The following is a 16,437-nucleotide window of genomic DNA, read 5'->3' as shown; positions in this document are numbered from 1 at the left end:
GCCTGAGCAGTAGGCAATCATTTAGCTGCAGGCTCCAACAGTTCGATCCGGTTCCCCGGAAGCAGCGCGATCACTTTCCTCGTCTGTAGTGAAAACAGCACGTGCACGATCTCGTCCTGGGTAAAGCCACGCATGACCATCGGCGGCCCGATGTCGTAGTTTGAGATCGGTTTGCCGGGCTCGACGCCCAGCGTCTGGAGCACCTCGAAAAAAGCGGCCCGGATTTCGTCATATCGGTTCTGAGTTGTCATCATCGGAAGATATGCGCCGCATGCCGCTCTGCCAATAGAGATGAATGATCGCCGGTCGCGGCCGGCGGCAACAACAGTTTTGAAATGTGGATATTTGAAAAGGGCGAATGAGGGTGGCTGAAAAGGAAATCGATATGCCGGTGACGCTTGAGAAGGCCAGATTGAACCTATGGAACCTCGTCGGCTTTGTGGCCGGCATCACGGTCACGGCGTTCGGCTGGGGAGTGACCTATTCAAACCTCAGCAACTCGATCGAGAAGCAGGCGAACCAGATCCAGGACATCAACGGCCGAATGCAGCAGGAGGCGAACGACCGGAAGGATCGGCTGAAATCCTACCAGGACCAGCTATCGGGAATGCAGCAACAGATCGCGCAAATCACGCCGCTGACCTTTCAGACGAACCGGGCGATCGAGGGTGTTGCTGAGAACAAGAAGGCGGTCGAGGCCACGAACGACCGCATTGACCGGGTGGTCGAGACGTTCGGTGGAAAACTCGACACAGTGATCGAGAACGTCGGGAAGCTCTCGACGCAAGTGTCAGTGCTATCGTCGAAGCTGGACGATATTCAGGGCAAGCAGACGGATAAGACTACCTATCGGACACCGATCATTCGGCCCTAAACATTGGCACGAGCGGTTAGCGAGACGTCGCGTTTTCAAACGTCGAATTTGTGCTGGGGATCTTGCGGTGGATCGGGAAGCTCATCGATTAGTTTTAAAGCAACCGAACTGCCGACGAGATATTTCCCGAGATTGCCGTCGTCGGTATAAAGTGCGTCGGCACCGCGAACAATCGCTGTAGCGGCGATCATGGCATCAAACTTCATCGCTACGCGCCAATGCTTCACTCGATCTTCAGGACGCAACGTAGCTTGATGCGATGCAATGCGCTCGCCTGTCTCGATGGCGATCACTTCATCGAATGCCTGTACCGTGAAGCCTTTCAGTCGCCGAAGGGTTTCAACCACCTCTTCAATCTTATCGGCGCGACCCGCAACGAGCTCAGCGATCGTCGGCGACGGGATTGTGATGACGGTATTTGTTTTGGAAAGACCGTCGATGAAGTGTCTTACCTTTCGGACGCGACCGTTGTCCTGCGTACTGTCAGGATCAATCATCAAGACCAAGAAGACAGTGTCGAGGACGATCATGCGCGGCGGAGCTCTTCAACAGCCGCAATGATCTTTGCGCCGCTTTCGGGGGGCAATATTTCCCTAAGCTTGCTCAAAGTCTCTGTTAGCGGCTCATCTTCAAGAATTTCGAATGATGTAGCCAAAAGACTGTCGAGCGACCACTTGCCAGAGGAATCACGACTCCAGCGACCATCACCGCTGACCCTGACGTATTGATGAAAGAGTGCGGCCAATTCTTTTGCGTGCGCGGCGGCGATCGATATTCGGGCCGTCAGATCGCCATCGATCTCGAGTCCAATCTTGATGCGGTCGCCCGCGCCTTCGATGCGAATAAGGCGTCCTTGAACCGATGTATGCTGGTTTACGACACGGATTACTTTTGATGCCTTTGATGCCCCTGGAAAGGAAATAACTTCTCCACCTTTCGGCAGTGGCATTTCCGCAGTCCAGCCATCTTCAGCAAGAAATTCATTCAACTTTCGCCACGGTGTAGCGGCATCAGCATCATTGTCGTTATGGGCGGCTTCTCGCACGCGGGGCGATATAATAGCCACCGACTGCGCTTCGGCAAAAGCCACTATGCTGACGCTCTGGTCTCTGATCTCTTTAAAATGGACGCTTTCAGGCGCACCCAATAACTTCGCGAGTTCAGCCATGTAGGCGACGAGCCTAGTCATTGGGATCGTCTCAGGCTTCGGTCCAATGATGCGGAAGGAATATTCAAGAAAATCGTTCAATTTACCCTCCCTGGCTGGAGCCAACTTATTCTTAAGAGGATAACGCATCTTTAAGCCGAAACGATGCCATATCTGCATCACTTGTAACAAAAAATTAATGCTCTAGGCCTTCGCTGAGCACTCTCAGCCCCTGATCGCATCCGCCCCTCCAGCATCCCGTGCGCAACCATCCCAGTCAGATTCAGCAGCTCCTCGGCAATTCGGTCACTGATCGAAGCCGCAAAGCTGAACAGCTTCGATGCGGAAGCCTACCTGCGAATTGTCCTGTTCCGCATTGTCGACCATCCGTTCACGAGAGTTGATGAGCAACTGCTTCAGGATGCTAATAATCCTCGCCCGGACGGCTGACGCAGTTGAAAGACGCAACGTACCAGTTCGTGTTCACTGGCATCGTCCAGCTTGGCTAGCCGTCGTTTGCCGCAACGAGCATCAAGAATACCAAGCGCCCGGATCAACGGTCTGGAATTCGTGAGCATTGCGTCAAGGGGTTGATTGAGGGATTCGAACATCGCTCGATGCAAATCAAAATGATCCGCTACCCCACGCTCTCGAAGCTTCCGCTCGATTTCTTGCACATCTTCACTGGAAGGTTCACCGCCGTGCTCGTCGCACAAGGCGACCCGCTCTTTCCAATATTGGTAATAGGCGCTTCCGTAGATTTTCCTTCCGTCTATGGTGACCAGAAATTCCCCCTCGTGATCGTGTGCGTAGCGATATCGCGTTGTTTGAACCTGCACTCGACCGATAACTTCTGGGGCAAAGCGAGCTTCGACAAGCTGTTTCAACTTTGTCCACTTCATCGGAAACGCTCTCGCCTCAAAATCAGCACGCTCCTCAAGCACCTCTGGGGGTTTATACTCTGCCTCTGCCCAAATTTCACCGTTCCAGCCAAAAGTCTGAAAAAGCATTCCATCGGCCGCTTACCTTCTAGGAGCCGTCGCGTTTCGGCTGACATTAGCCGGTCGATTTCGTTGGCGGCTCGGTATAGCTCAGCGATGAAGTCGGTTTCGTGCTCACCCGTCCTCATATTCGTCGTCGTCCCCGTCCAGCTCTTTCAGCTTCGCGTCGATCAGTTTGATTGCCAAAATCATCGCGTCGATTTCCCATTCGAGATGTTCGGCCAAGTCCTCGGTGATGATTTCGATATCGGCAGCAGGCAGGTTGGCTTTGCTGTTGATGATCTTGATCGCGTCAGCGCCAAAGCCACTGAGGTAGTACTTCGCCCGCTCGATCTGGAAACCAAACTTGCTACGTTGGTCGTGCAGACGCTCTCGCTCTTCGTCAATCATCCCAGTTCTCCACACTCCAACCTGGCCCTTACGCACTATCGGGTTGGGTACCACAACTCTAATTCACTGATTTTATTGAACGAACTCTTCAGGACGTCTTTAGAAATCCGTTGCTTGTCAGCCAGTCTCGTAGAATAGACCGGATCGCTTCCGACTGATTGGGGATTGGCTTCACCGAGGCGCGATAGACGTCAAGCGCGTCTAACATTTCCTGATCGAAGCCGACGAGTTTCTTGAATGGAAATTCCGGAGGTCTACCCATTTTGAATATTTCGCATATGCCTTATTGACGATAACGAATATACCGCATATACGAAATATGCAGGCCAGGCAAGAGTTGTCGCTCTCATCTGGCCCTAACCGCACGAACGAAGGAGGTTCGATATGGCTACCGCATCTCATATCACAGGCAACGAGGAAATCGTATCCACGAGCAATGATCACGGCCGGGTTGCGAAACATCTCGCCAAGATGATGAAAGCAATTGGGGATCGAGAGGCGAAAGGACCTGAGGAAGAGCTGAATGTTCTAATAGCCAACTTCGAGACCACTTATGCTGCGTGGATGGCGACAGCACCATCCCCAGACGCCGATGTTACAACTGAATGCCCCGAATTTGAGGCCCATGCCAAGGCGGAATACGAGTTAGTGGAATTTCAATGCAGGTCGTTGGCCGAAATTCAGCAAAAGGTCGCCTACTTCGAGAAAAGCGAGTTGCTCCGGTTTTGCTTGAAGAGTGGTGGAAGCTATGGAGAGTACGAGGAGCTCTCGCTTTTCCTAAACACCCTTCTCCTTCAGCCAACAGCACCAGCTGTCGAGCCGCTAGGTTTGGCCATTGCGAAATACCGTGAAGAGTGGGTGGCCTATCTTAAGTCGACGGAAGAAGACGATAGCGCGCCACGAATTTACGAAGATGCGATGCGAACGATCGACGCGTGGGACAGGCCGGCTGACTCTGCAACGGAGGCCGCGATGGCACTAGAGCTTGCCCTTGAGGAGTACGAAAGAGGCGATTCACCCCGTATATCGTCTATGATGAAGGCCGCGCTTAACTACCTTCGATCGGCTGCGGAACTCCCCACCAGCAGCAGCCAGAATTTGCCGGCAGAGGGCTCTCTGGCTGACGCAATAAATGACTATGTGACTTACGCTGCCAATCCAGCCGGCAGTGCTCACAGCGAAGAGGAAGCTGCCGATGCCGTTATGAGCCCCCTGTTTAATTGGAAGGGACCCGCGGCAACGCCACGAGACGGGATCGCCGCGCTAGAGCTCATCCTGACTGAGGAAATGCTGATCGACGAGATGGGGACGCCTCTAGTAAAGGCGACTATCGAGTATCTTGAAGGTTTGGAAACAGGATTCAAGAAGCACCAGGAAGATGCAGTAGATCTCTTCTACGATTTGCACGATCTGCACCAGCTAACCGAGACCATTCGAGATATGATGTCTCAGATGGATCACAGATCGCCAGATGGCGGCATAAACCAAGAACTTTATCGTGTGGGCGCGCTTTGCCGGATCGTTTCATCTTCGGTAGGGAAAATGTGCGAGCTCACAGAACGCTATGATAGCCCCGGGTATTGGTCGTCAATAGCGGTTGCCTAGGGAATCCGGTTCCTGAAAAGGCCCCTTCTGGGGCCTTGTTTCATGCGCGCTTAAATTCGTCGCTGAACCATGTCCGCGCATCCTGGCACGCTGACGTTTCGCTTTCGAACTCAAGATAGTGAGCATATCCGCTCGCATTGAGCCAGTCGACGAAGAGGCGAAAGTCTGGGGCCAACTCACCGCTATGGGAGCGGGCATGCCATTTGTAGCACAACAGTCTGATGGCGTTCCTTGCTTCCAATTTTCCTACGTTCATTCCAGTTATTTCCGCATTGCCGACTGAGCACTAGGTGGCTCGATTGCTCTCACCGTCAACCGTTGTAACCAGACCGATCACACCAAACACGTAAGATGGTTCGCGAGGCCCTTAAGGATCGCGGAGCATTTTACACAGTTGCGGCGAAGGCTGAGGGAAGCTGGAAAGGTGCGAACGGTTGAGGCGAGGGCGGGTTGTTCGGAGCCAACCGAACAGCCAGTGAACAACCTGCTACCATTTTGCTACCCAACTCGGTAGCACGCAACAAAACGAAGAACTACAAGCAGGGAATAAAGGTCGGGAAAAGCCTGAAGAGCAAGCACATTCCAACACGAGCTAATACAGTAAAGGACGGTAGCAACCGAATTTCAAGACCGGTTCCTTAAACCACTCGGACACTCTTCCATCTGATTGATCTGAATGAATCTTCGATGCATTTTTGCCAAATTTTCCTGGCGTTTGCTATCGATTTTCGACCAAATCGTGGTTCGGTTGGCTTTATATCCTTTCGGATCGCAGCGTCAACCTGCACCGCGGAATCGGCGCTTTGCATTCCCGGTATTATGCGGGGATTAACGGCAATTTTTTCGTCAACAGCCTTTTGAAGATCCTACCATATGAAATCCGGGCTTGCGCCTCGGCATCACTCAGATCAGCGGCGTCCAGTCTGCGACACGCCTGTCTGAAATTGGCGGCATCCGTTGAGTCTGCCTTTTCCGTGCCGACGATGACGATCTGCCAGATACAAGCTGCTTTCAGGTCGACTTCGACCGCGCCGCTGCATCCGCTGAAAAGGCAAAACGCAACGCCTCGCTGCGACATATAATCACCGCCGTTCGCTTTCGGCCATGCGGCACTGAAATTGGCCTTCTGTTTTTCGCAATAGGGGCGGTCCTGCGACTGCGTGCAAGACAGCATTTTTGGCCGCTGGTTTTCTGCAAACGCTTGGGCGGAGAGCCCGATCAGTAATATCGCCAGAGTCATTACATATCGGATCATACTCTTCTTCACCCTTCGCTTGGGAGGAAATCCCAGTCCCGACTACAGCAACGGAGCAAGGATAGATACGGGCAGCCGTCCGACCACACAGGAAACGGAGTAGGTGCATAAGAGGAAGCCAGCGTTGCACTGTGTCAAATTGAGATTTTATTAACCATAATCGTCGGATTTCCTGCCACTGTGGCAAATTGGTTCGCAAATTCGACAAAGTGCAATCATGATTAAAGTCCCGTTAGTTGGTTGAGTAGTAGGCCAGATTTGGTCTGGGGAGGATGCGGGAGCATTCCTTAACCATACGAGGTATTCGAGTAGCGGCGTGGGACACATGAAGTTCGAAAATGGTGCAGTAACGTTTGCCACTGGCATAAGATGGGCAGCTATCTCCGTTATGTGCGCGACGGTTACCGCTTGCGGAACCACACATGGTCCCGTCGCCAAAAAGTCCCATGGCAAGGAATATTTCTCCGAGAGCGAGTATGGCGTGAAAGCCAGCCCGCGTGTTGCCTATGGCAACAATATCCCGAAGGGCGGCGGGCGGTATATGCTCGGAAACCCCTATGCCGTTAAGGGCAAGTGGTATTATCCCAAGGAAGATTATTCCTACAACAAGGTGGGCATCGCCTCCTGGTACGGTGATGCGTTCCACGGCCGTTTGACGGCGAATGGCGAGGTCTACGACCAGCTGTCGCTGACAGCTGCGCATCCGACGTTCCCGCTGCCGAGCTATGCGCGCGTGACCAATGTCGAGAACGGCTCTTCCATTATCGTTCGCGTCAACGACCGCGGTCCTTATCATCCCGGCCGTATCATCGACCTTTCCAACAAAACCGCCGACATGCTCGACCTGAAGGACAGCGGCACAGGCGACGTGCGCGTGCAATATGTGGGCAAGGCGCCGCTTGACGGCCATGACCAGCCCTATCTGATGGCGTCCTATATTCCCAAGGGCTCGCGTCTTCCGGGTCTTATTCCCGGTGGCCAGATCGCAACCGGCGTGATGGTGGCATCCAACAGCAAGCGGATCACCGCGGACGAACTGCCCGATTACGCGCCGACCCCTTATCGCGCGCCGCGCCGCACGACGGCCGCGTTAGCGCCCGCTGCCGTTCCCGTTCCAGCAACCTATTCACAGACGGCCTATGCAGGATCGACGCCGACATCCTCTTACGGCCGCGCGTCATCCGCCCAGGCGCCGACGCTCGTCTGGGGCGGGCAGACGCCGGCTCCCGTGCCGCAGGCGGCACCCGCGCAGCAGCAGCAATATACGCCGTCGGCGCAGGGCGCCATCATCCTGCCGGTCTTTGGCCCCATTCCATATGAGCGGCCGGATTCCTTCCGCGGTGCGGTTCCGATGGCCAGCCTCGATACGCCGCTTGAGGCCGCCTATCAGGAGGCTCCCGTCAAGACGGTTACCGTTCAGCTCGCTTTCGATGCGGTGATGGTCCGTAACGACGGACTGACGCAGGATTCGATCCTCTCCTCCTATCGCCGCCAGCATGAAGCAAAAACGCAGGCCGACTGACCGTCGCCGTTGCCTGAAATTTCACTCGCGGATAATCTCATTTGCGGGGATGACGGACTAGGGACTGACATGCTGAAACGCCTGCTTGTCTCACTTTTTCTGGCGGCTACGGCAGGCCTACCGGCGCTTGCCCAAACGCCGCCGACTGCTTTCGAGACCAAGGCGGCGCAAGCCTTCATGATCGAAGCTTCGACCGGCACGATCCTGCTTGCCAAGGACGAGAACCGTCCGATATCGCCGGCATCGCTTGCCAAGCTGATGACCATGGATGTCGTCTTCGATGCCATCCGCCGCGGTCAAATCACGCTCGATACCGATTATCCCGTTTCCGAAAATGCGTGGCGGACAGGTGGAGCGCCGTCGCGTGCCTCGACGATGTTCGCAGCGCTCAAATCCCGCGTACGTGTTCAGGACCTGATCCAGGGCGTTGCCGTCCAGCAGGCGAATGACGGCTGCATCATTCTCGCCGAGGGCATGTCGATCAGCGACAAGGAATTTGCGCGGCGCATGACGCAACACGCCCGCGAGATCGGCATGCCGAAGGCGGTGTTCGGAAATTCCACGGGCCTGCCGGATGCCGACAGCAAGGTTTCCGTTCGCGAGTTAGTCACGCTTGCACAGGACCTGCAAAAGCATCAGGACCTCTACAAATATTTTGCCCAGCCGGATTTCACCTGGAACAAGATCTATCAGCGCAACCGTAATCCGCTGCTTCCGCTCAGTATCGGTGTCGATGGCCTCGGAACCGGCTTCGCGGAAGGGGAGGGCTTCTCCATCGTGGCCTCGATCGAGCGCAATGGGCGGCGGCTGTTCCTGGCGCTTGGCGGCCTGAACTCCGACAAGGAGCGCACGGAAGAGGCGCGCCGCGTGCTGGAATGGGGGCTCGGCAATTTCCAGAGCCAGCGTGTCTTTGCCGATGGCGAAGTGATCGGTAGGGCAAGCGTCTACGGCGGCTCGGCATCCAGCGTCGGCCTCGTCGCCAAGACGCCTGTCGACGTCTACGTCCCGGCCAACAACCCGGACAGGCTTTCCGCCCGCATCGTCTATCGCTGGCCGCTCGCCGCTCCCGTAGAGGCCGGTTACCAGGCGGGCACCTTGCGGGTCTTTTCCGGTTCGCGTCTTGTGCGTGAACTGCCGCTCTTTACCGATGCCGCGGTCGAACGAGGTTCGCTGAGCAGGCGGGCGCTCGATGCCTTCGTGGAGCTTACGGAATCACTTCTGTTCTCGTGGCTGTGGGATTCGCCTACCGCGACCTAAGTTCCTCACGTAGAAGGCCATCCTATCCACACGAAATCCCTGTTCAAATCCGGCAGAGACTGCCGATGTTTGCCATGGTGCCGGTTTCGTCTATGAACATCTTGCGATAAAGAGGAGCCATCGGCACTTCGTTGCCGGTCTCCGCGCTCTAAATCGGGAAAAGAATGTCGGCGACAGAAATGGTTTCAAATCTGCGCATGATCGTTTTCCGAGCGATCCCGGTTCGAAAGGCCAAGCGCCAAGTGCAGGACGTGATCATTGTCGAGTGAAAACGGGTTGTTCGTAAGCTTCGAGGGCGGCGAGGGGGCAGGAAAATCCACCCAGATTCGCCGGCTCGAGGAAGCATTGCGCCGTCGCGGGCACGACGTCGTGGTCACGCGTGAACCCGGCGGCTCCATCGGCGCGGAGGCCGTCCGGCATGTGCTGCTGTCGGGTGCTGCGGAAGACTTCGGGACGCGGATGGAAGCGATCCTGTTTGCCGCCGCCCGCAACGACCATGTCGAGGAAGTCATCCGACCGGCCCTGAAACGCGGCAAGGTGGTACTCTGCGACCGCTTCATGGACTCCTCGCGGGTCTATCAGGGCGTAACGGGCAATCTGGAGCCGGATTTCATCGAGGCGCTGCAGCGGATCGCCGTGAATGGCATCGTGCCTGATTGCACGCTCATTCTTGATATTCCGGCGAGTGTCGGGCTTGAGCGAGCCCACAAGCGCGGGGCCGCGGCATCTGCCGGTTCGGAACCCGATCGTTTCGAGAAGGAAGAGATCGAGACGCACGAGAAGCGCCGCGAAGCCTATCTCGACATCGCCGCCAACGATCCGGCACGCTGCCACGTCGTCAATGCCATGCAGCCCGAGGAGGCGATAGCGGAAGAGATCCTGTCGATCGTCGCCCAATTGCTGACGCCTGCGCAGCCCGTGCCGGTGAGCGCTCCGGAACCGGCCCGATGAGCGAAGAGCAGCCCGGCGTTCTCGACGGCGCCATACCGCCAGCCGAAAATACACGTCTTTTCGGCCACGAGGATGCGGAGGAATTCCTGGCGCATTCCTATCGCTCCGGCAAAGGCCATCACGCCGTCCTGATCGAAGGGCCGGAGGGGATCGGCAAGGCCACGCTCGCCTTCCGCTTTGCCAATCATGTCATGTCTCATCCCGACCCCGCGCTGGCTCCCGAGCGCATCGGCGATCCCGATCCGGCATCGGCCGTCAGCCGGCAGATCGCTTCAGGGGCGTCCCATAATCTCCTGCATCTCTCGCGGCCGGTCGACGAGAAGACAGGCAAGGTGAAATCCACAATTACGGTCGATGAAGTGCGGCGCGCGGGCAAATTCTTTGCCCAAACATCGGGTACGGGCAATTGGCGGATCGTCATCATCGATCCGGCTGACGACATGAACCGCAATGCGGCGAATGCCATCCTGAAAATTCTGGAGGAGCCGCCGAAGCGCGCGCTCTTCCTCGTGCTATCGCACGCGCCGGGAAAACTGCTGCCGACGATCCGCTCGCGCTGTCTGCCGCTCCGACTGTCGCCGCTTGGTGACAATGCACTCGGTGCAGCGCTCGCCAATCTTGGATTGAACGCGGAACCAGGCTCCGCGCTGTTCGCCCAAGCCAAGGGCAGCGTCAGCGAGGCCCTGAAGCTATTGAACTATGGCGGCGGCGATATCATTCAGGCCTATCAGCAGATTATCATTGCGGAAGGTCCGGCTGCGCGTCGATCGATGCACAAGCTGGCAGATGCGCTGTCCGGCAAGGAAAGCGACACGATCTTCGGATTCTTCGTCTCCTATCTCGGTGACGACATCATGGATCGGGCGAGGGTAGCAGCGGGCGAGGGGCGTATTGCCGCCGCCGACCGGTTGTCACGGCTCTATTCTGACATCACCGAGCGCTTGACCATCTCGCAGGCCTATAATCTCGATCGCAAGCAGACGATCCTGTCGATCCTTGGTGATCTCAAGCAGCAGATCTGACCGCCCGCCTGCGTTTCTTGTCAGCGACCCTGAAGGACCTTGATCGCCGTAACCGTAGGACGATGATGATCGACCACTTGCGTGAAATCATCGTAGGTCAGGCGTCCGGACGCAATAGCCTTGGTCACCCGCTCGCAGACCACTTGCTGGACTTTATCTTGCGGAACGTTTGCCAGCAGCGACATCATGTGCTTTTGCTCAGGTGATGTTATTTTCATCGCGCATTTGTCTTGGACAAGTTTTCTAAAGCCAGGACTGCCCTGCAGTGCCGTTTGTAGTGCCGCATATGTCTGCGGATTGTGCGCGGACGTTGTACAGGACGCCAATGCGGTGATGGCGATCAGAACGGCAGGAATAAAGGGTTTCACTAAAATCTCCGATTGAAAATCACCGGAGTGCTATATCGGTTTTTCTCGAAAAGCGTTAGAGAATTCACTCACAGTCTATCTGTTGCACAAGTCGACGGCGTCAGCCGAAAACCAGCTTCCAGGCGACGATGACGAGCGTTGCGGCAAGCACGAGCCGGATGACGCGCTCGTGGACGCGCGGTGCGATCAGGCTGCCGGCGACGATGCCGGGAATGGAGCCAACGAGAAGGGTGCCCAACATGGTCCAGTTGATCTCGCCGATTGCCCAGTAGCCCATTCCGCCGATCAATGTCAGCGGCACGGCGTGGACGATGTCGGAGCCGACGATCTCGCGGACGTCGGTCTGCGGATAGAGCACCAGAAGGACGGTGACGCCGAGCGCACCGGCACCCACTGAAGTCATGGTGACGAGCACGCCAAGGACAAGGCCGAGCAGGACCGTGAGAAGGGCGATCGAGCGAGGGCTTACCGCTTCACGCTCTCCGCGCCATTTTCGCGCCTGGGACAAGGCCTGATTTCGGAAGACCAGCATGAATGCCGTCAGAAAAAGCAGCAGGCCGAGGGAGAAGGTTATGAGGTGGGCGACCTCGGGGCTTTTGCGATCGACACCGGACATCAGCCAGAGCATCAACAGCGCGGCTGGGACGCTGCCAGCCCCAAGCATGGCAACGACCTTCCAGTTCACGCGCCCATGCATTCCATGGACCGCCGTGCCGGCGGTTTTGGTGATGGCGGCGTAGAGGAGGTCGGTACCAACGGCCGTGGCTGGATGAACGCCAAAGAGCAGCACCAGCAGCGGCGTCATCAGCGAACCGCCACCAACGCCGGTCAACCCGACCAGCATGCCGACGACAAAGCCCGAAAGGGAATAGAGAGGCTGGAACGACGCTAAAAAACTCAAAGCGTTCGTCCGTCCGGATATTCAAGCCGCGTCTTCGAAAGGGTAGCTGATCTCACGTCTATGGCTGTCCCGCGCCTCTTTTTTCTTTGGGTTAAAGGTGGGATGCCATCGAGTCAAGAATGTCTATTGAATTGATCGCGATTGCGTCAGGCCCGGAAACTTAATGTTTCGCTGCGCTGCGACTTGCGCTAAGAGCGTGCCGTACAAAGATAACATCGATAATTTGCAAGTGGACGAGTGCCGGCCATGACAGACAAACCCACATTCTATATCACGACCGCCATCGCCTATCCCAACGGCAGGCCGCATATCGGGCATGCCTACGAGCTGATCGCGACCGATGCGCTGGCGCGCTACCAGCGGCTCGACGGCAAGGACGTGTTCTTCCTGACGGGCACCGACGAACACGGCCAGAAGATGCAGCAGACCGCGCGCGCGGAAGGCATTACCGCGCAGCAGCTGGCAGACCGCAATTCCGGCGAATTTCAGGCGATGGCGAAGCTGCTCAACGCTTCGAACGACGACTACATCCGCACGACGCAGGAGCGTCATCATGAGACGTCGCGGAACATCTGGAACCTGATGGCCGACAACGGCGACATCTACAAGGACAGCTATGCCGGATGGTATTCCGTCCGTGACGAGGCCTATTACCAGGAAAACGAAACCGAACTGCGCGCCGACGGCGTGCGCTACGGGCCGCAGGGCACGCCGGTCGAATGGGTCGAGGAGGCGAGCTATTTCTTCAAGCTCTCCGAATATCAGGAGCGGCTGCTGCAGCTTTACGAGGAGAACCCTGATTTCATCGGTCCGGCCGAGCGCCGCAACGAGGTGATCTCCTTCGTCAAGTCGGGCCTCAAGGACCTGTCGATCTCGCGCACGACCTTCGATTGGGGCATCAAGGTACCGAATGATCCTGACCATGTCATGTATGTCTGGGTCGATGCGCTGACCAACTACATCACGGCGACGGGCTATATCGAGGACAGGAACAATCCGCGAGCGAAATACTGGCCGGCCAACGTTCATATCATCGGCAAGGACATTATCCGCTTCCACGCGGTCTATTGGCCCGCTTTCCTGATGTCGGCAAAACTGCCGTTGCCGAAGCGCGTCTATGCCCACGGCTTCCTGCTCAACAAGGGCGAGAAGATGTCGAAGTCGCTCGGCAACGTCGTCGACCCGGTCAACCTGGTGAACCATTTCGGCCTCGACCAGGTGCGCTACTTCTTCCTGCGTGAAGTCTCTTTTGGCCAGGATGGCAGCTACAGCGAAGAAGCAATCGCAACGCGCATCAATTCCGATCTTGCCAATGGCATCGGCAATCTCGCCAGTCGTTCGCTGTCGATGATCGTCAAGAACTGCGACGGCAAGATCCCGGAATGCGGTCCACTCACCGACGAAGACAAGGCAATGCTGGCCGCTGCGGACGCTCTGCATGCTTCGACCCGCGACGACATGGGCCAGCAGCTTATCCACCGGGCGCTGGCTTCGATCATCGCTGTCGTCTCAGAAACCGACCGCTATTTCGCCGGCCAGCAGCCCTGGGCGCTGAAGAAGACCGATGAAGCGCGCATGGGCACCGTGCTCTATGTGACGGCCGAGGTGGTGCGCCAGATCGCAATCCTGCTTCAGCCGTTCATGCCTGAATCCTCGGACAAGCTGCTCGATCTCGTCGGCGCAGCGGCCGACAAGCGCGACTTCGCCGCATTGGGCGAGGCGGGTCGCCTCGTGCCGGGTACACCGCTGGAAGCGCCGAAGCCGGTGTTTCCGCGCTACGTCGCTCCGGAAGCTTGAGGCGCCGATGCTGATCGATACCCATTGCCATCTGGATTTTGCCGATTTCGAAGCGGAGCGGGACGATATCGTCCAGCGCGCTCACGACGCCGGCGTCAAACAGATGGTGACGATCTCGACCCGGGTCCGCAAGCTCGATGGCCTGCTGGCGATCACGGAAAAATATCCGTCGGTCTTCTGCTCGGTCGGCACGCATCCGAACAATGCCGACGAGGAGTTGGACATCCAGACGGAAGATCTGGTGCGTCTGGCGAACGCCCACGAAAAGGTCGTCGCGATCGGCGAGGCGGGGCTGGACTATTTCTACGACACACAGAAGCCGGAAGACCAGCAGACAGGGTTTCGCCGGCATATTGCCGCTGCGCGTGAAACGAAGCTGCCGCTTGTCATCCATAGCCGCAGCGCCGACGAAGACATGGCCGCGATCCTGACCGAGGAGACGGGGAAGGGGGCCTTCCCCTTCATCCTGCACTGCTTCTCGGCAGGAGAAGCCCTCGCCCGCACGGGCGTCGAGCTCGGCGGCTATATCTCGTTCTCAGGCATTCTGACTTTCCCGAAATCGGAAGAGCTGCGCGCCATCGCAAAGACGATCCCGCACGATCGGCTGCTTGTCGAAACCGACGCGCCGTATCTCGCGCCGAAGCGCTGGCGCGGCAAGCGCAACGAGCCTTCTTACGTGGTCAACACGGCGGAAGTCCTGGCGGAGACGCTGGGGCTGACTTATGCCGAGATTGCCGCGATCACGACGGAAAACGCCTTCCGCTGCTTCTCCAAGATGCCGAGGATTTGAGGGCGTGACCTACAGGCGGCGTTTCACCATTCTCGGATGTTCGTCGTCTCCCGGCGTGCCGCGCATCAGCGGAGACTGGGGCGCCTGCGATCCCAAAAATCCAAAGAACCGGCGTACCCGCTCGGCCTTTCTGGTGGAGCAGATTGCGCCCGACGGCGGCATCACCACTGTTGTCATCGATACCGGGCCGGATTTTCGCGAGCAGATGATCAGGGCTGATGTCACATCCGTGGATGCCGTGCTCTATACACATCCGCATGCGGACCATATTCACGGTATCGACGATCTGCGCGGCTATTTCCACAACACGCATCGGCGCATCCCGATCCTTGCCGACCAATATACGATGAGCCGTATTCGCGAAGCGTTCCGCTATTGCCTGGAAACGCCGCCGGGCAGCAATTATCCGCCGATCGTCGAGCCTGTCATCATCGAAAACCTAGACCAGAGTTTCGTGATAGACGGCTCGGGCGGTCCCATCCGTTTCCTGCCGCATCTGCAGCAGCACGGCGATATCCACTCGCTGGGGTTTCGGATCGGCGATGTCGCTTATTGCAGCGATATCAGTGATTTTCCGCCGGAAACTGTCGAAAAGCTTCAAAATGTCGACGTGCTGGTCATCGACGCGCTCCAATACAAATTCCATCCGAGCCATCTGTCGCTCGAGCAGTCGCTGGGCTGGATCGAGACGCTGAAGCCGCGGCATGCGATCCTGACGCATATGCACACGCCACTCGACTACGACACCGTCATGGCCGAGACGCCCGATCATGTCGAACCGGCCTATGACCAGATGCGCTTCGAGCGCGATATCGACGGCAACGCACTCTAGAATCGAACCGGAGTACCTTGCGTGGACCGAAATCTGATATCGGACGGAACACGCATCGGGATCATCGATCGCAACGGCAAGTTCGTGATTTCGGCCACGGAATTTCAGACACGCCTTGACGTCGACGGATAGATTCGTCTCAGCAGTAGTGACTACGACCAGCTTTCCGACTGGCAGGAAAAGCTGGTCCATTTCAATCTCGGACAGACGACAAACCAGGCCGGGCTGCGATATGCCATCGTTCCGATTATCGAACGCGGCTGGCGCAATGCCGACGGCTCGGAGGAGCCGGCCTATGTCAGCCTGACATCCTATGCTGTCTGCATCTGCATAGACGTCGAGCAGCGCGTTGCCTTGACCGAAGTGACCGAAGATCACTTCCGGCATTCGCTTGCCGGCATCAGCGGGCGGAGAGAACTGGAGGCGGCATTGCTCATGCGATACAGGCCGATGTTTCCGGATTTCTCAGACGGCGAGATACTGGCGCAGGGCTGTGCGATTACCACGCTGCGATTGGTTGAAAAGATCGAAGTCTGAGACCACAAAACGGTTTACGGATATCGCACAGGGCTTTATGGGATGTCTTTTTAGTTCCATAATCTATCTTATGCGACTTACGAATGTAATGGCATTTTAGAGATGCGACACATAGGCCAGTTAGAGATGCGACAGTCGTCGCCTCTTGGGATGCTGGTCGAGCGTCAGCATTGGGAAGCAAGATTAGC

Annotated in this window: 19 protein-coding genes; 11 read left to right on the top strand and 8 right to left on the bottom strand. The window is 57.0% G+C overall.

The window, feature by feature from the left end:
- Positions 1-17: 17 nt before the first annotated feature.
- Positions 18-254 (bottom strand): hypothetical protein, encoded by a 237-nt coding sequence (locus DTW90_RS18150; protein WP_149339940.1) that lies wholly within the window; start codon positions 252-254, stop codon positions 18-20.
- 131 nt (positions 255-385) lie between these two features.
- Between DTW90_RS18150 and DTW90_RS18145 the strand changes: the two genes are divergently transcribed.
- Complete coding sequence (locus DTW90_RS18145; RefSeq protein WP_149339938.1) at positions 386-874, top strand: hypothetical protein; 489 nt, start codon at positions 386-388, stop codon at positions 872-874.
- A 35-nt stretch (positions 875-909) separates the two neighbouring features.
- Here the strand turns inward: DTW90_RS18145 and DTW90_RS18140 are convergent, their stop codons facing one another.
- Both DTW90_RS18140 and DTW90_RS18135 read right to left on the bottom strand, forming a co-directional pair.
- Positions 910-1,404, bottom strand: a complete 495-nt coding sequence (locus DTW90_RS18140) for a PIN domain-containing protein (RefSeq protein ID WP_149339936.1) — start codon at positions 1,402-1,404, stop codon at positions 910-912.
- Positions 1,401-2,123 (bottom strand): hypothetical protein, encoded by a 723-nt coding sequence (locus DTW90_RS18135; protein WP_149339934.1) that lies wholly within the window; start codon positions 2,121-2,123, stop codon positions 1,401-1,403. Before DTW90_RS18135 ends, DTW90_RS18140 begins: the two co-directional genes overlap by 4 nt.
- Positions 2,124-2,261: 138 nt before the next feature.
- Between DTW90_RS18135 and DTW90_RS38155 the strand changes: the two genes are divergently transcribed.
- Positions 2,262-2,471 (top strand): transposase domain-containing protein, encoded by a 210-nt coding sequence (locus tag DTW90_RS38155; protein ID WP_348642645.1) that lies wholly within the window; start codon positions 2,262-2,264, stop codon positions 2,469-2,471.
- Here DTW90_RS38155 and DTW90_RS18130 read toward each other — a convergent pair.
- Both DTW90_RS18130 and DTW90_RS18125 read right to left on the bottom strand, forming a co-directional pair.
- Positions 2,438-3,031 carry a hypothetical protein gene (locus DTW90_RS18130; protein WP_149339932.1) on the bottom strand — a complete coding sequence of 198 codons (594 nt, stop codon included), beginning with the start codon at positions 3,029-3,031 and terminating at the stop codon, positions 2,438-2,440. The two genes, DTW90_RS38155 and DTW90_RS18130, sit on opposite strands and share 34 nt — an antisense overlap.
- Before the next feature lie 105 nt (positions 3,032-3,136).
- Positions 3,137-3,412 (bottom strand): hypothetical protein, encoded by a 276-nt coding sequence (locus DTW90_RS18125; protein ID WP_149339930.1) that lies wholly within the window; start codon positions 3,410-3,412, stop codon positions 3,137-3,139.
- A gap of 384 nt (positions 3,413-3,796) precedes the next feature.
- On the opposite strand from DTW90_RS18125, the gene DTW90_RS18120 reads away from it, so the two are divergent.
- On the top strand, positions 3,797-5,017 hold the full coding sequence (locus DTW90_RS18120) for a hypothetical protein (RefSeq protein WP_149339928.1): 1,221 nt from the start codon (positions 3,797-3,799) through the stop codon (positions 5,015-5,017).
- An 817-nt stretch (positions 5,018-5,834) separates the two neighbouring features.
- On the opposite strand, the gene DTW90_RS18115 is transcribed toward DTW90_RS18120, so the two are convergent.
- Positions 5,835-6,272, bottom strand: a complete 438-nt coding sequence (locus DTW90_RS18115; RefSeq protein ID WP_149339926.1) for a hypothetical protein — start codon at positions 6,270-6,272, stop codon at positions 5,835-5,837.
- 325 nt (positions 6,273-6,597) lie between these two features.
- Between DTW90_RS18115 and DTW90_RS18110 the strand changes: the two genes are divergently transcribed.
- The 4 genes from DTW90_RS18110 (at position 6,598) to DTW90_RS18095 (ending at position 11,024) form a co-directional block, all read left to right on the top strand.
- Complete coding sequence (locus DTW90_RS18110) at positions 6,598-7,794, top strand: septal ring lytic transglycosylase RlpA family protein (RefSeq protein ID WP_132524941.1); 1,197 nt, start codon at positions 6,598-6,600, stop codon at positions 7,792-7,794.
- A 69-nt stretch (positions 7,795-7,863) separates the two neighbouring features.
- Positions 7,864-9,051, top strand: coding sequence for a D-alanyl-D-alanine carboxypeptidase family protein (locus DTW90_RS18105; RefSeq protein ID WP_149339924.1), 1,188 nt, complete (start codon positions 7,864-7,866; stop codon positions 9,049-9,051).
- Between the two features lie 258 nt (positions 9,052-9,309).
- Positions 9,310-10,002 carry a dTMP kinase gene (gene tmk, locus DTW90_RS18100; RefSeq protein ID WP_132524945.1) on the top strand — a complete coding sequence of 231 codons (693 nt, stop codon included), beginning with the start codon at positions 9,310-9,312 and terminating at the stop codon, positions 10,000-10,002.
- The gene (locus DTW90_RS18095; RefSeq protein ID WP_149339922.1) at positions 9,999-11,024 is read left to right on the top strand and encodes a DNA polymerase III subunit delta'; all 1,026 of its coding nucleotides are present in this window, start codon (positions 9,999-10,001) and stop codon (positions 11,022-11,024) included. Before tmk ends, DTW90_RS18095 begins: the two co-directional genes overlap by 4 nt.
- 20 nt (positions 11,025-11,044) lie before the next feature.
- Here the strand turns inward: DTW90_RS18095 and DTW90_RS18090 are convergent, their stop codons facing one another.
- Entirely contained in the window at positions 11,045-11,392 is a 348-nt protein-coding gene (locus DTW90_RS18090) for a hypothetical protein (protein WP_149339920.1), read from the bottom strand.
- A 100-nt stretch (positions 11,393-11,492) separates the two neighbouring features.
- Entirely contained in the window at positions 11,493-12,293 is an 801-nt protein-coding gene (locus tag DTW90_RS18085) for a sulfite exporter TauE/SafE family protein (RefSeq protein ID WP_149339918.1), read from the bottom strand.
- A gap of 246 nt (positions 12,294-12,539) precedes the next feature.
- Between DTW90_RS18085 and metG the strand changes: the two genes are divergently transcribed.
- From metG to DTW90_RS18065, 4 genes are all read left to right on the top strand, one after another.
- Positions 12,540-14,090: a methionine--tRNA ligase gene (gene metG / locus DTW90_RS18080; RefSeq protein ID WP_149339917.1), complete on the top strand. Its 1,551-nt coding sequence runs from the start codon at positions 12,540-12,542 to the stop codon at positions 14,088-14,090.
- A 7-nt stretch (positions 14,091-14,097) separates the two neighbouring features.
- Positions 14,098-14,880 (top strand): TatD family hydrolase, encoded by a 783-nt coding sequence (locus tag DTW90_RS18075; protein WP_149339915.1) that lies wholly within the window; start codon positions 14,098-14,100, stop codon positions 14,878-14,880.
- Positions 14,881-14,884: 4 nt separating this feature from the next.
- Positions 14,885-15,712, top strand: a complete 828-nt coding sequence (locus DTW90_RS18070) for an MBL fold metallo-hydrolase (protein WP_149339913.1) — start codon at positions 14,885-14,887, stop codon at positions 15,710-15,712.
- 354 nt (positions 15,713-16,066) lie between these two features.
- Positions 16,067-16,249, top strand: a complete 183-nt coding sequence (locus DTW90_RS18065) for a hypothetical protein (RefSeq protein ID WP_149339911.1) — start codon at positions 16,067-16,069, stop codon at positions 16,247-16,249.
- Positions 16,250-16,437 lie beyond the last annotated feature (188 nt).

This window comes from Neorhizobium sp. P12A, assembly GCF_008365395.1.
Lineage (GTDB): Bacteria > Pseudomonadota > Alphaproteobacteria > Rhizobiales > Rhizobiaceae > Rhizobium.
Note: the sequence above shows the minus strand (reverse complement) of the source record. Positions and strands in the feature narration are given on the sequence as shown.

What these genes read in the sequence shown, in the direction of transcription:
- DTW90_RS18150 (WP_149339940.1), bottom strand. Translation starts at nt 254, where the DNA reads ATGATGACAACTCAGAACCGATATGACGAAATCCGGGCCGCTTTTTTC.
- DTW90_RS18145 (WP_149339938.1), top strand. Translation starts at nt 386, where the DNA reads ATGCCGGTGACGCTTGAGAAGGCCAGATTGAACCTATGGAACCTCGTC.
- DTW90_RS18140 (WP_149339936.1), bottom strand. Translation starts at nt 1,404, where the DNA reads ATGATCGTCCTCGACACTGTCTTCTTGGTCTTGATGATTGATCCTGAC.
- DTW90_RS18130 (WP_149339932.1), bottom strand. Translation starts at nt 3,031, where the DNA reads ATGCTTTTTCAGACTTTTGGCTGGAACGGTGAAATTTGGGCAGAGGCA.
- DTW90_RS18125 (WP_149339930.1), bottom strand. Translation starts at nt 3,412, where the DNA reads ATGATTGACGAAGAGCGAGAGCGTCTGCACGACCAACGTAGCAAGTTT.
- DTW90_RS18120 (WP_149339928.1), top strand. Translation starts at nt 3,797, where the DNA reads ATGGCTACCGCATCTCATATCACAGGCAACGAGGAAATCGTATCCACG.
- DTW90_RS18115 (WP_149339926.1), bottom strand. Translation starts at nt 6,272, where the DNA reads ATGATCCGATATGTAATGACTCTGGCGATATTACTGATCGGGCTCTCC.
- DTW90_RS18110 (WP_132524941.1), top strand. Translation starts at nt 6,598, where the DNA reads ATGAAGTTCGAAAATGGTGCAGTAACGTTTGCCACTGGCATAAGATGG.
- DTW90_RS18105 (WP_149339924.1), top strand. Translation starts at nt 7,864, where the DNA reads ATGCTGAAACGCCTGCTTGTCTCACTTTTTCTGGCGGCTACGGCAGGC.
- DTW90_RS18095 (WP_149339922.1), top strand. Translation starts at nt 9,999, where the DNA reads ATGAGCGAAGAGCAGCCCGGCGTTCTCGACGGCGCCATACCGCCAGCC.
- metG (WP_149339917.1), top strand. Translation starts at nt 12,540, where the DNA reads ATGACAGACAAACCCACATTCTATATCACGACCGCCATCGCCTATCCC.
- DTW90_RS18075 (WP_149339915.1), top strand. Translation starts at nt 14,098, where the DNA reads ATGCTGATCGATACCCATTGCCATCTGGATTTTGCCGATTTCGAAGCG.